We start from the raw sequence: 13,059 nt of genomic DNA on the forward strand, positions 1-13,059 counted from the left end.
GTTGGTTAGAATACCGGCCTGTCACGCCGGGGGTCGCGGGTTCGAGTCCCGTCCGCTCCGCCATTTTCGAACCGGCGCCTCAGGGCGCCGTTTCTTTATCGGCCTTCGCTATGCTGCAGTCTATCCGTGAGTCCACGTCCGGGCCTTTTGCCTGGATTGTCGTCGCGATCATTGTTGTTCCGTTTGCGTTCTTCGGCATCGAAACCTTCCGGTCAGGCGGTGGTGACGGCACGGTTGCCAAGGTCGGTGACGAGAAGATCACTCAACGGCAGCTACAGGCCGGTTACGAGCAGCGATACCAGCGGCTGCAATCGATGATGGGTGAGAGTTTTGACCCGTCTATCATTCAGGGGCCGCAGTTTCGGCGCCAGGTGCTCGAGGAGATGATCCGCGAGCAGGTCGTGACGCAGTACGCCAAAGATAGTGGCCTGCGCGGGACCGATGACGCGGTGTTTGAATATCTCCGTGAGATACCCGCGTTCCAGGCGGATGGGGCATTTTCGCCGCAGGCTTACCGCGATACCTTGGCGGCCAATCAGCGCCAGCCCGATGCCTTCGAGGCGCAGGTGGCGGATTCGATTGCGATCGACCAGCTACAGAGGGGATTGATCGATTCCGCCTGGGTTGCGCCCGGTGAAATCGATCTCGCATACCGACTCGACCACCAACGCCGCCGCTTCGAGCTGGTCACGCTGACGCTGGATGACTACCGGGAGTCGGTGGATATCACCGATCAGGCCGTACGCGAACGCTACGACAACGAGCCCCAGCGATTCACCACTCCAGAGCAGATCAAGCTTGCGTATCTTGAGGTGAATCAGTCGCAGCTTGCGCCTGCGGATGAGCCCACCGAAGACATGCTGCGCGAGGTTTACGAGCAGCAGAAGGGTCGTTTCACCACAGCGGAAGCGCGCAAGGCGTCGCATATCCTGATCAAGACCGATGAGCGTTCCTCATCGGAAGCGAGATCACTCGCCGAGCAGGCGCGTGGCCGCATTGTCGATGATGGCGAAGCCTTCGGTGAGGTTGCGCGCGAGCTGTCCGAGGATGCCGGTTCCGCGGCCACAGGCGGTGACTTGGATTGGGTCGAGCGCGGGGTGATGGTGCCCGGGTTCGAGGATGCTTTGTTCGCGATGGACAAGGGCGCCGTGAGCGAGCCCGTGGAAACGGAATTCGGATGGCACCTGATCAAGGTTGAAGACATTCGTGCCGAGCAAACCAAGCCGTTTGATGACGAGACCGTGCAGCAGCGGATTCGCGAGATTCAGGCGCGCGATGCGGCCGGTGAACGCTTCCAGACGCTGACGGAAGAGCTTGAAACCTTGGCTTTTGAATCTGTGGATTCACTAGGGCCCGCCGCAGAGGCCACCGGGCTCCAGATCGAACAGACTGATTGGTTCGCCCGCAATGGCGGCGCTGGAATCGCGGCGAATCCGGACGTGCTCGACGCCGCGTTCTCGCAGCTGGTGCTGGAGCAGGGCGAGAACAGCCGCCTGATCGAGCTCGAGCCAGGCCGGGTGGTGGTTGTTCGCGTTGCCGAGCGGCAGCCGGAAGAGCAGAAGCCGTTCGACGACGTGCAAGCACAAATACGGGCGGAGCTGGTCGATGAGGCGGCGCGTGAGCAAGCGCTGGCCGCGGCCGACCGTTTGCTGACATCACTGAAAGACGTTGGGTCCATGCAGGCGGCGCTGGCCGCTCAGGACATGGACAAGGCCGTGGTCGACTCCGGCATGATCGAACGTTCCGATACTGAAGGACGGGAGGGCGCGCGTCTGGATCCTCGCGTGGTCCGCGCGGTTTTTGGTGAGGCGCGTCGCAGTGCCGGTTCGCCCGACGGTGCAGGTCAGTTAACCGGCGCGGGCGGTGACATCGTGGTCTATCAGCTCACGGCGGTGGAGAATCCCATCGTTCCCGAAGACGGTAGCGAGCGGGAAATCATTGCCAATCGGGCCTCTTCAGTTGCAGCGCGGCAGGAAATGGCCGCTTGGGAAGCGGCGATTCGTGCACAGACCAAGGTCCGTGTGAACGAAGACGTACTTGCCGAGCAGACCGAGCAGAGTACGCCGTACTGATCACGACCCGCCTGCAGGCGGGTCGCTAGACACGCCGGTTCGTCGCCGAACGAGATATAAAAAAGCCGACCTCAGTGCTTTCTGGGGCCGGCTTTTTACTGCGGCAGACTACGGAGCGACGACTTAGCCGATATCCGCGTTCGGCATACCCTGAATGTGGTAGCCGGCATCGACGTAGATAATCTCGCCGGTAATGCCGGACGCCAGATCACTGCACAGAAAGGCTGCGGTGTTGCCGACTTCCAGTGGTTCCACGTTGCGGCACAACGGGGAAGCCTGGGCGGTGGCATTGAGCATGTCGCGGAATCCTGAGATCCCCGCCGCGGCCAGGGTCTTGATGGGCCCGGCCGAGATGCCGTTGACTCGAATCGCCTTGGGTCCCAGTTCGGCGGCCATGTAGCGGACGGCGGATTCCAGGCTAGCCTTGGCGGGGCCCATGACGTTGTAGCCGGGTAGGGCGCGCTCGGCGCCCAGATAAGTCAGCGTCAGCATTGCGCCGCCTGATTCCGGCATCAGCGGATAAAAGGCCTTGCCCATGGCTGCAAAGCTGTACGCGCTAATGTCATGGGCGATCGAAAACCCTTCGCGCGTCACCGATTCCAGAAAGCCGCCCTTGAGCAACTCGCGTGGCGCAAAACCGATGGAGTGGATAACGATATCCACGCCGCCCCAATGGCTTTCAAGCGCCTTGGCGGCGTCGGCGATCTGTTCATCCGATGACACATCCAGCGGCAGGCACAGTTCCGCAGCATATTCCGACGCGGCTGCTTCGACGCGGCTTTTGAGCTTGTCGCCAGCGTAGGTCAGCGCGAGGCGGGCCCCCTGCGCATGCATCGCTTGGGCAATGCCCGACGCGATGGATCGGGGACTGGCGATTCCCGTGATCAAGGCACGCTTCCCTGCGAGAAATCCACTCATATGTCGGCTCCGGTAGCCGGCGCCGCTGGACTACGATGCATGGAATGCAGCAGGGCGCCTGGGTTCGTTGGTGGTCGGATGGCTCGGAATTAGCCCGGTTCGAAGAATAGCGGGTAATCCAAGGTGATCGGGGGCACCGACTTGGCGCCGAAATTCATGAGCCGAATCCGGTTGAGTATCTTGCTTTCGAGATCGGCGTCATCGAGCTGCGATTCGAGGATTTCCACGGCACTGACGGCGCCGCTAGGGGCGATCGTCAATCGCACGACAACCTTGCCGGACAGCGTCGGATTGCTGCGTCTTGCACGGTTGTAGATGCTGTAAAACGCGCCCTTGGTGCGATCGAACACGATTTGTATTTCGTCGATCGGACGTCCCTTGCCCGGCGCGCTGCCACCGGAACCGCGAGCGGGTGCGCCACCGCCGCCACCACCACCGGCTGCAGGTCCTTGCACGCGCGTGGTCTGGCGGGATTCGAGGCCGGTTCCGCCGCCATCGCGGGCAATCTGGCTGGTGTCGATGCCGGAACTGCCAGAGCTCGCGCTGGACAGTAGTTCGGAAGCTGAACTACCGGAGCCCGAACGGCGCGCTCCACCGGCTGCGGTCGGCGCCGCCGTGACCAGGGCTTGCGGGTTGGTCAGCGCCGCGGTTGATTCCTCGGTGCGCAGGTCAGCGAAAGCGTCGCGGATCTGTGAGATGCCGCTGGCTTCGGCGCGCTCACGCGCTTGCTCCACCTGCGTCTCACGTGTCGGCTCGGGGGCGGGCTCGGGCTGAGGTTGTTCCTGTTGGCGAGGCTGTTCCGGTTCGGGTTCCGGCTCAGGCTCGGCCTCTTCCGGCTCCTCGGCCGGCTCTTCCTCGGCAGCGGGTTCCGGGGCGGGCGTTTCCGCCTTGGGGCCGGGCGGGGCGCGCTGCAGCAACAGGCGGGCATAACGATCCGACAGTTCGTCACCCACGCCGTCTTCGTCGCCTGCTGTCCTTACGAACTGAATGGCGAGAGACAGGACCAGGAACACGACGAGTGTGATGGCGAGGATCCGATTGAATCGCCGATCCGTCTCGTCAACGCCCAGTGTCCAGGCAGAATGGAGGGCATAGCTCGCGGTCATGCGTCCGGTCCGGATTCGATTTCGGTCTTCTGAAGAATGGCCAGCGATATCGCGGCGTATTCGGCTTGCGTGCAGGCTTGCATGACCCGACGAATCACCTTGTAGGGAATGCTGCGGTCAGCCAGGACCGTGACTTCGCCGCGGCCTTGCGTTTCGGTGCCGTCGTCAAACTGCATGAGCTTGGTCGGGATGGACTCCAGCTTCATGCGCACGGCGTCGAGCTGCTCTGCATTCTCCGCGTCCGCGAGGGTCATCGCAGGTTCGCCGTTCACGAGAATATCGGTTCGCGTGATCATCACGCTCACGGTTTCGCCGGCCTTGGTGTCCTCAAAGGCCTCAGGCAACTGCAACTGCTTTGCGCTGGGCAGTGTTTCGACCGCAGATGAGTTCACCAGCAGGAAAAACACCAGGATGGTGAAGATGTCCATGAGCGAAATCATGTTCATCGAGGCAACGCGTCCTTTTTTCGCATTGCGCTCGCGCATGCGCTTGGCGCGGCGTGATTCCTTCATCCGTTGCTCTCGGTTGCGCGTGGCGGGGCATCGCCGATCGCGACATCAGGAAACAGGGGGGTGCGTTCGGATACGGACACGGTGTTTTCGTCCGGCAGTTTCATGCGCACGGCGTCCATCACCTGGATGAGCTGGTCGTAATCCACATCTGGCTCTAGCAAAACGGTCACGCTGGTTACCTCGGCCGGGATGCGCTCGCGCACCTTCACGACCAGGCTATTGACCGCCTGCAGATCAAATCCGGATTCAGTCAGCTCGAAGGATTGCAGCACGCTGCCGCTGACCACGACTTGGAGTTGGTCCGTGCGAACGATCACCGAGAGGCGTGGGGTGTCGTTCTCGGGCGGAACCGCGTCCGTGTCGGGGGCGGGGAGTGCGAGCTGCAGAACCGCAAGTCGCGAGAACACCGCCGTGATCAACAGAAACGGCACGAGAATGACCATCAGGTTCATGAAAGCCGTGATGTTCATTTCGGCCGGATCGCGTCGACGCATCCGGTGTAGCCGCGAGGTGATCATGCGGGTTCAGTGGTCCGGGTGGTGTTCAGGAACTTCACGCTGGCCATTTCAATGCTGTCTACGAGCGCCGTCGTGCGGGTTTGCAGGATGGCGTGTAGCAGAAGCAGCGGAATGGCAACAATCAGGCCGAAGGCTGTGGTGTTCATCGCCACGGAGATGCTGGCAGACAGCAGATCAGCCTTTTCCGCCGGGTTGACGTTGGCCACCGCGGTAAAGCCTGCGATCAGGCCCATGATGGTCCCCAGCAATCCGAGCAGGGTTGCCACGTTCGCGAGCACGGCCAGGTAGTGCGTCCGTTTTTCGAGCTGAGGCGTGACTTCCAGCAGACTTTCCTCCATGGACATTTCGACGTCCTGGCGGTTGGTGCTGGTTCGCAGGCGGCTGATGCCGTAGGCCAAAACTTGTCCTACGGCGGCGTCCGACTTGCTGGCGACCTCAAAGGCCCCGGCATAGTCGCCGTTCGATAACAGCGGCTGGAGCTTCTCCCAGAGTTTACGGTTACCGGATTCCGATCGTGTCAGATAAATGTATCGCTCGATCGCGATCGCCAAACCGATCGCGAGAATGATCACGATCGGGTACATGAACAGTCCGCCATTTTGGAAAAAGCGAACAATGGTGCCGAACACCTCCATACGATTGCCTCTCGTTTACTGCGTTAATGGTTGAGTCGTTATTCAGACGGGCGTCTGGCTGATTCCAGAGCCTGCCAGTACTGCATTTGACGGCGAAACGCCGGCGGGTCAATCGGCACAAGCGCTTCTTCCAGCAACTTGGCCGGTTTGTCGATGCCTTCCTCCGGGGGTGAGTTACGCCACGGCGTGATGTAAAGACCGATTGGTAGCTCCTGCTCACCACGAATCGTGGCGCCCTCCAGCTCGATGGGCTCTTCGGCCGGCTGTGCGGACGCCGCAGTCGCGGCGAACAAACCGAAGAGTACATGAGCTGAGACTTTGACAACGAATGCCCGGCGGCTCATTTCGTCCTCCGTTCCAGATCAGCAATCCAGATGCCAACTGTCTCATCAGGCTCTGCGATCATGTCCTGATATGCACGGTAGGCGTCCAGCGCCTTGCCCGGTTTGCGAAGGTACAAGTCGTAGAGAATGCCGAGGTTGCGTTGCGCATCCGTGAATGTTGCGTCCGCCGCCAGCGCCTTACGGTAGGCCTGTTCCGCAGCATCGAAGTTGCCGGCACGGCGTTCTAGCAGGCCTTGCAGATTATAGGCGGGGGCACTGCGGGGGTTGCGTTCGACCGCCTGACGAATCATGTCCAGCGCTTCATCGTCATCGCCACGTTCGGCCAGAATCCCGGCCAGATTCGAGTACGGCCCGGCGATCTGGGGATAGTTGCGCGTCATCGTGCGCAGTGCGGATTCCGCCGCGGCCGTGTTTCCGCGCTTGAGCGCATTGAGCGCTGCCGCGAAATCATTGAAGGCGGCGTCGGGAATCTCGACCTGCGGCACCGGCGGCAGATTAATCGGCGCTTGCGCCCTTTCTGCAGGGCGGGGCGCAGGCGACGTCGCGCAGCCGGCCAGCATCGCCGCCGCGCAGATCACTAGCGCCGCAGGCCTAGCGAATCGTGTTGATCGGGAGCTCATACTTCTCCTGCTTGGCGTAACGCGCCGGAACGATTTCTGCCAATGAGTCAATGCTGCGTTGCACCCATTGATCGTAGATGCCTTGATCCATCCGTTCCACGTTGGTTTCGAAGACATCGATGGCCTGCTCTTCGATCGGGAAGGCTTGCTCTTCGAGCAACAGCTCGTACTGCTCGAGCTCCAGGGCGGACAGACCCGCCGGGCGCTGAGAGGCCATGAGATCGCGGCTCAGGGTCAGGTAGATCGAACCCACGCGGTAGGTGGCCTCGGTGGCGATGTCTGCGACGCCGGACTGTGCCGCGGATTGATACGCCTCCAGCGCTTGATCCATGGCCGCGCGTTTGCGCTTCAAGCTGGCCGGCAGGGGCAGGGTGAGTTTCACCGCCTCGAACCGCGCCAGCTCGGACTCGGCCATGACCAGCGCCGCTTTGGCCGCGAGATACTGGCTACGGTCGGTTTGCTCAGCGCCTGCGCCGGCGTTTGCGTTGATCAGCTGTCGCCGCCAGAAGGCAACTTCGCTGGGCTGCTTGAGTTCGTCATGAATCTCGATCAGGCGTTGCCGAACTTCGATGCCTTCATCAAACGGGACGGCAAACTGGGCCAGATAGCTCGCGTAAGCCCGGGCTGCGGCTGCCAGAGCACCGTTTTCGTCATAGAGCTCGGCGGCCCGAATGGCGGCTTCGCGGCGTGCGTCCTCGCTTTCGCCAGGGTCGCCGGCCAGGCGGCTGAACTCGGCGGCAGCGCGAGTCGGTTGGTTCGACGACAGATAGGCCGCTGCCAGCTTTTTCGTGACGTCGCGCTGCAACGCATGCCCGGTAAACGTCGTCCGGAAGTCTTGCAGCACGTCGATCGCCCGATCCCATTGCTCGGCTGCGATCAGTACGGCGGCAGCGTCGTACTGAGCCGTGGCTCGAATTTCGGAATCCGGCATCTCCTGGCCAATGCGCAGGAAATGGCCAACCGCATCATCAGGACGATTCTGATCCCGCGCGACCTCGCCTTGTTTGTAAATGGCCGACGCGATCTGTGCACGGCTTGTCTGCCGGCGCTGGACGTCATCCGGCGGTGTCAGCTGCAACACCTGCTTGAAGGCGCTTTCGGCATCCTGGAAACGCTGCTGGTCGAACCGTGACAGGGCCAACACCTGCCAGCTGCTGCGGCGCAGGCGGGCGTCGGGGCGTGGCTCGATGGTCACCACGCGCTCGGCGACGTCGGCGGCGGGCTCCAACTCACCGAGATCGTAGAGATCCTCTGCGGCGCGGGTCAGCACCCTCGGGGTTTGTGGGTGGGTCGCAAAGTTGTCCGCGAACCGCCGGGCGGCATCGACAGCCAGCAGGGTTGCCTCGCCGCGTTGCTCCGGCACCTGTTCGTCAGCCCACTTGTGATAGCTGTCCACAGCACCGTAGCCGGCAGCGGCCGCCCGAGTATGGGGCGGATAGTCGTAGGCTGCGTTGGAGTATTCCTCGGCCGCGATCTGGTACTGGCCGCGATCGTAGAGCGTATCGGCCAACAGCGTGTGCATCTCCGGGGCCGCCGGATCGTCGGGGAAGATCTCGATGAAGCGGCGGTAGTAGCGCCCGGCCTGATCAAAGGCGATCTTGCGGGCCTCGGCCGACGCTTCGTCTCGCTGTGCTCGGGAGTGGTAGTAGCGAGCAACATCGTTGAGGTTTTCCTTGAGCGCCTCGACGACGAAGGGTGCTTCTGCCAAACCGCGCTGGGTCCAGTATTCCGCTTCTGGGTCGTAGATCTGGACGTAGTCTTCCTTCGCGCCCATGGCCAGCTCCGAGAATCCGCCAACGCGAAGGGCGTCGATGGATTTCAACTGGAATGTCGGTGCGTCCAGGGTGAATGGTTCGTAGTCGACATATGCCTTGAAGGCTGCTGCGGCGTCGGTGTAGCGCTCCTGTTCCAGGTACAGCTCGCCAAGATTGGCGAACAGGAGTTCTTCGTACCGCGCACCGCCACGTTCTGACAGGAACTGTTTTAGCGATGCGCCACCGTCGCTATAGGCGAAGCTCAGACCCACGACGCGAAGCACGTCATCGACCAGTTCACGGCGTTTTTCACGCACGCCCGCCACCGCCTGGCTCTTGACGATGGGGGATTGGCCGGGCGCCAGCTCGCGTTCGAGAATCGGCGTGAAGGCTTCCACGGCATCCAGGTAGCGCGATTGCTTGAAGATGGACCAGCCCAGCTTGTACTGCGACTGCTCGAAGAATTGTCCATCCGGGCCGAAATCGACGACTTCGCGGTAAGCCGCTTCGGCCTCGCGGAATCGCTTCAGTCGGAACGACAGTTCCGCTTCGCGGAACTTGCCATCGGTTGCATACCGAGACGTCGGATAATCCCGGGCGAGCCTTGACAATACCTCGATTGCACGGGCTTCCTGACCACGGTTCTGATACGCCCGAGCAAGCTGATAGAGCACACGGTCGTTGTTGGGATCATCTGGATTAGTGGCGAGGATCTCACGGTAGAGATTGATCGAATCCAGAGGCTCGTTGTCGCCGTAGAGCTCCTGCTGGCGCTCGAATTGTGGGTTCACCTCGCCGATCTGAATCTGCAGATCTGCGAGCCGGCGCATGACTTCGGTGCGCCGGGGGCCGTCGGGGGCAAGTTCCAGAATCTTGCGGTAGTTCTCGATCGCGAGTTCCTGATTGGCTTCGATGCGCTCGGATTGCCGGATTGACAGCTTGGTTTCGTCCGGGCGATCACGGCTCACCGTCGCTATCGACGGACCTGGATCGATTTTGGAGGCGCAGGCACTGACTAGCAGTGAACCGACGCCGGCGACCAGAAAGAGGCCAAGCCGATTACGGCGCATCGAATCCGTCTCCTTGACTGTCGAAGATGCGAGCCATGGCGAAGCGTGCCTCGATCAGGAATTCCTCAGCCTGGCGGCGCTGACCCTGCAACTCGTCGAGCGCCATGGTTTCCAGTAGGTCGCGCTGCTCGATTAGCGCGGCTTCGATGCGATCGCTCAACTCGAAGATCCGGGGGCGAGCGGACTGCATTTGCTGGGTCGGCGAGGGCAGGTTGCGGGTCTGTGCCAGGGTCGCTGGTGGCTCGGCCAGATCAAGATTCAATTCGGGGGAAGCCTGGTCTCGTGGTGCCGGTGCAGCCGTTGCGGAAGATTGGTTGCCGATCCCTTCCTCCAGGCGCAGCGTAGGACGGACCCCGTCTCCGAAAATGCGAGCATGCGCCCGGGCACGGGCGACGGTTTGATCCGGGTCCGCGGGACGCGCGCCTTCGGCAAGCCGGCTGCCAAAGGCCGAGATAGCACGTAGCCAGCTGTCGGAGCGGCGTGCGAGGAAGCGCAGATCTCGGTAGTTCTTCAGCGCTTCCTGAAAATGCGTGCTCGCGATCAGCGGATATAGGTAGTACGTTTCCGGCGCGTTCGGCAGGTCGCGGACTTCCCAGGTCCAACCAGCCTCGGAGTCCAGATCGCGTGCGATCAGCGTCTCGACCATGCGGCCGCTGAGAATGGCATTTTCCGCCTTGTCCAGCCGCAGCCGGGTTTCTTCCAGCAGTTCGGCGGCACGCAGGTAGTACTGCAAGGACTGTCGGTGAGCACCCAAGGAACCGAGCGCCTGCGGGACGGCCACAAAGGCTTCCTGTACGGCTGGGTCCATCGGATCCCGACCCAACAACTCGGACCAGGGGGCCAGTGCGCGCTCAAGCCGCTTGGTCGTTTGGCGGTTGGATTTCTGCTCGTCGGTCAAGCCGATGCCCAGCTTCTCGAACAGGCTGGCGTTGCCACGGCCGGGCCGCATGAGCAGCGATAGCGAGGAATACGCCGTCGGCACATCGTCCGTGCTGACATCCGTGTCGCCGAAATACAGTGCCCAGCCGTAGCCCAGAAGCCCTTTGTTGGCGTATTCGCCTTCCAGACGAATACGGCGGAAGGCATCACGGGCCTCGTCATAGCGCTCCTGCTTGAGCAACTGATAGCCCAACGTCAGATTCGCCTTGTCGCGCAGCGCAGCCAACTCAAATGATGGAATGTCCACCCGCCCAACCCGGCGCAGGCTGTCGATTCCATCATCGAGCGCGCCCGTGCGCATCTGCGTGATCGCGCGGTTGTAGGCCATGTAGGGCGGCAGCGAGTCGATCCGACGGGCATCGTCATAGGCGCCCAGAGCACTGGGAAAATCGCCCAGACGCATGAACGCGCGCGCGCGCAGGTCATGGACGGCCATCTGGTCATCTTCGTTAATCGGTTCGACCAGATCGCGCGTCAGCGCGGTGAGCATCTCTTTGTACTGGCCGCGGCTGTAGGCCAGCTCACCAAGCCGGACGACAGCGGTGTTGCGGGTATCCGCCGGCGCGGCGGTGTTGCCGCGAATGCGATTCAGTTGTTCCTCGGCAGCGGCGGCGAGTCCGAAATCGACCAGAGTTCTCGCTTCGGCCAGCAGCAGATCCGGGTCCTGCGTGGTCTGGGCACCATGCGCGTCCGCCCAGACTCGTAACCGGGTGAGCGCGGTAAACAGGCGGTCGGTCTCACGCAGGTATCGCGTCGCGCGTGCCTGCAGCGGAAGCAGTTGATTGCTGGCAGCGTCCGCGCTGGTGCCCGCACTCAGAAAGCCGTTGCTCGCCCATTCGCGGGGATTCAGCCGGGGTTCGCGGCGCCGGCCGGTCCACTCCAGCACGAATTCCACTGACTTGGGCTGACCATTGAGGGTGACCTGATAAGTCTGTGTGCGTCGCACGGGCGGGGCGGTTTCCGCATCTTCGGCATAGCGCCCCGAGATCTCCAGGCTCAGCGAGTGCGTGCCACGGGCCAGATCCAGGCGGGTCATTTCATGTGCCGCATCGCGTGTCAGCGAAACGGCATCGTTGAACTGATAATCGATCACCGTGGCCTGCTCGCCGTTGACGGACAAACGGGCGGTTTCGACGACGAAGGCCTTGAGATCGACCGTCAGGTAGACGCTGACGGCATTGCCATCCGGGAACAGGACCGCCTGTTCAAGGAGCTCCAGGTCGACTGAAAGATTCAGTGCGTCCTGCTTGATCGTGCGGATGCGGTCGTCGAGCGTGCGCAGTGTTTGGAGCTGTGCGTCCGCTGTGTCCTGATCAATGGCTTGCGCGGTGCTCAGCGGCAGGCTGACCAGGCTGGCCAGAGCCAGACAGACCAGCGTCTTGATACGGTTCAAGCGATTCTCCAGCCGTCGGTTCGGGCGTGTCCCAGACTGCACCCCAGATGCTGGGCGAGGCATTGGCAACAGTTTAACAACAAGTGAATTGCGAATGGTTCGTCAATGGGTCTTGAATGTCCGTCATGGGTTCAAACGCCCGAGTGGTCAGCCACGTCCACGCGAATTTTCAACCGCTGGCCGGGGCGGAGTCGGTCAGGCGTAGCCAGGTCATTCATCGCGGCAATGTCGTTTGCACGAACACGGTACCTGCGTGCGATGCCACCTAACGAGTCGCCGGAACGAACGGTGTAATAAACCGTGCGTTCGGTTCGCGACGGAGAGGTGACAAGCAACACCTGACCGGGGCGGATGACGGAACGGCTCGACATCCGGTTCCAGCGGGTCAGATCGGCGACATGAATGTCATGCCGCCGCGCGATCGACCAGAGGGAATCGCCCATCCGCACTTTATAGATGCGCGCGCCGGCCGTCTGTTGGCTAGCGGGCAGGCTGGCGATGGCCGCATTGGCGCCGCTCGGGATCATCAGCACCTGGCCGATGCGGATTTGATTGCCGGACAACTTATTGATCGAGCGGATGACCGAAACCGTCGTGTCAAAGTCTTCTGCCAACTCGCCCAGGGTATCGCCGGCCTGGACCTTGTGGCGACTCCAGCTCACGCGTTCGGAGGCCGGAAGCGCCTTAAGGGCCAAGGCAAAGGCGCCGGCTTTGTCGGCGGGTAGCAGAAGCCGGTGTGGCCCGTCCGGGTCGGTGGCGAATGAGTTGAATGCCGGGTTGAGACGCTGCACTTCCGTCAGCGGCATATCCGCGAGCTTTGCCGCCTGCGGCAGCCCGAGTTGGCCTGGCAATTTCACTGCGATGGTCTGGGGCACGGTACTGAGGGCGGGCAGCGTCACATTGAATGCATCAGGCCGGGCGAAGATCTCGGCCAAGCCGAGAATGCGCGGGACATAGGCTTCGGTCTGTGGAGGCAGATCCAGCGACCAGAAGTCGGTGGGTCGACCGGCCTTGCGGTTGCGCGTGATCGCTCGGCGCACCCGGCCCTCGCCCGCGTTGTACGCGGCCAAGGTCAGCAGCCAGTCATCATAAATGTCATGCAGATACGCCAGGTAGCGAATCGCCGCTTCGGTGGACGCGATGATGTCGCGGCGGCCGTCATACCACCATGAGCGCTG

Annotated in this window: 11 protein-coding genes; 1 reads left to right on the plus strand and 10 read right to left on the minus strand. The window is 62.1% G+C overall.

From position 1 onward, the window contains the following. Positions 1–110 precede the first annotated feature (110 nt). Complete coding sequence (locus ACE1EY_RS01560) at positions 111–2,072, plus strand: SurA N-terminal domain-containing protein (protein ID WP_291513775.1); 1,962 nt, start codon at positions 111–113, stop codon at positions 2,070–2,072. 123 nt (positions 2,073–2,195) lie between these two features. Here ACE1EY_RS01560 and ACE1EY_RS01565 read toward each other — a convergent pair whose 3' ends face one another. From ACE1EY_RS01565 to ACE1EY_RS01610, 10 genes are all read right to left on the minus strand, one after another. After that, positions 2,196–2,990: an enoyl-ACP reductase gene (locus ACE1EY_RS01565; protein WP_291513776.1), complete on the minus strand. Its 795-nt coding sequence runs from the start codon at positions 2,988–2,990 to the stop codon at positions 2,196–2,198. A gap of 89 nt (positions 2,991–3,079) precedes the next feature. Further along, positions 3,080–4,096: an AgmX/PglI C-terminal domain-containing protein gene (locus tag ACE1EY_RS01570; protein ID WP_291513777.1), complete on the minus strand. Its 1,017-nt coding sequence runs from the start codon at positions 4,094–4,096 to the stop codon at positions 3,080–3,082. After that, the gene (locus ACE1EY_RS01575; protein WP_291513778.1) at positions 4,093–4,608 is read right to left on the minus strand and encodes a biopolymer transporter ExbD; all 516 of its coding nucleotides are present in this window, start codon (positions 4,606–4,608) and stop codon (positions 4,093–4,095) included. The genes ACE1EY_RS01570 and ACE1EY_RS01575 overlap by 4 nt, the downstream gene beginning before the upstream one ends. Then, complete coding sequence (locus tag ACE1EY_RS01580) at positions 4,605–5,126, minus strand: ExbD/TolR family protein (protein WP_370299284.1); 522 nt, start codon at positions 5,124–5,126, stop codon at positions 4,605–4,607. Before ACE1EY_RS01580 ends, ACE1EY_RS01575 begins: the two co-directional genes overlap by 4 nt. After that, the gene (locus ACE1EY_RS01585) at positions 5,123–5,761 is read right to left on the minus strand and encodes a MotA/TolQ/ExbB proton channel family protein (protein WP_291513780.1); all 639 of its coding nucleotides are present in this window, start codon (positions 5,759–5,761) and stop codon (positions 5,123–5,125) included. Before ACE1EY_RS01585 ends, ACE1EY_RS01580 begins: the two co-directional genes overlap by 4 nt. Positions 5,762–5,799: 38 nt before the next feature. Then, positions 5,800–6,105: a hypothetical protein gene (locus ACE1EY_RS01590; protein ID WP_291513781.1), complete on the minus strand. Its 306-nt coding sequence runs from the start codon at positions 6,103–6,105 to the stop codon at positions 5,800–5,802. Then, on the minus strand, positions 6,102–6,725 hold the full coding sequence (locus ACE1EY_RS01595) for a tetratricopeptide repeat protein (protein WP_291513782.1): 624 nt from the start codon (positions 6,723–6,725) through the stop codon (positions 6,102–6,104). The genes ACE1EY_RS01590 and ACE1EY_RS01595 overlap by 4 nt, the downstream gene beginning before the upstream one ends. Then, positions 6,697–9,549: a tetratricopeptide repeat protein gene (locus tag ACE1EY_RS01600; RefSeq protein ID WP_370299285.1), complete on the minus strand. Its 2,853-nt coding sequence runs from the start codon at positions 9,547–9,549 to the stop codon at positions 6,697–6,699. Before ACE1EY_RS01600 ends, ACE1EY_RS01595 begins: the two co-directional genes overlap by 29 nt. Further along, positions 9,539–11,881, minus strand: coding sequence for a tetratricopeptide repeat protein (locus ACE1EY_RS01605; RefSeq protein ID WP_370299286.1), 2,343 nt, complete (start codon positions 11,879–11,881; stop codon positions 9,539–9,541). Before ACE1EY_RS01605 ends, ACE1EY_RS01600 begins: the two co-directional genes overlap by 11 nt. 131 nt (positions 11,882–12,012) lie before the next feature. Beyond that, on the minus strand, positions 12,013–13,059 hold a 1,047-nt coding region (locus ACE1EY_RS01610; protein ID WP_370299287.1), incomplete at its 5' end, for a LysM peptidoglycan-binding domain-containing protein.

Origin of the sequence: Abyssibacter sp., assembly GCF_964229365.1 — a bacterium.
GTDB lineage: Bacteria > Pseudomonadota > Gammaproteobacteria > Nevskiales > OUC007 > Abyssibacter.

Bases quoted from the DNA above. Each gene is read 5' to 3' on its own strand.
- ACE1EY_RS01590 (WP_291513781.1), bottom strand. From the start codon at position 6,105: ATGAGCCGCCGGGCATTCGTTGTCAAAGTCTCAGCTCATGTACTCTTC.
- ACE1EY_RS01600 (WP_370299285.1), bottom strand. From the start codon at position 9,549: ATGCGCCGTAATCGGCTTGGCCTCTTTCTGGTCGCCGGCGTCGGTTCA.
- ACE1EY_RS01595 (WP_291513782.1), bottom strand. From the start codon at position 6,725: ATGAGCTCCCGATCAACACGATTCGCTAGGCCTGCGGCGCTAGTGATC.
- ACE1EY_RS01565 (WP_291513776.1), bottom strand. From the start codon at position 2,990: ATGAGTGGATTTCTCGCAGGGAAGCGTGCCTTGATCACGGGAATCGCC.
- ACE1EY_RS01580 (WP_370299284.1), bottom strand. From the start codon at position 5,126: ATGATCACCTCGCGGCTACACCGGATGCGTCGACGCGATCCGGCCGAA.
- ACE1EY_RS01575 (WP_291513778.1), bottom strand. From the start codon at position 4,608: ATGAAGGAATCACGCCGCGCCAAGCGCATGCGCGAGCGCAATGCGAAA.
- ACE1EY_RS01560 (WP_291513775.1), top strand. From the start codon at position 111: ATGCTGCAGTCTATCCGTGAGTCCACGTCCGGGCCTTTTGCCTGGATT.
- ACE1EY_RS01585 (WP_291513780.1), bottom strand. From the start codon at position 5,761: ATGGAGGTGTTCGGCACCATTGTTCGCTTTTTCCAAAATGGCGGACTG.
- ACE1EY_RS01570 (WP_291513777.1), bottom strand. From the start codon at position 4,096: ATGACCGCGAGCTATGCCCTCCATTCTGCCTGGACACTGGGCGTTGAC.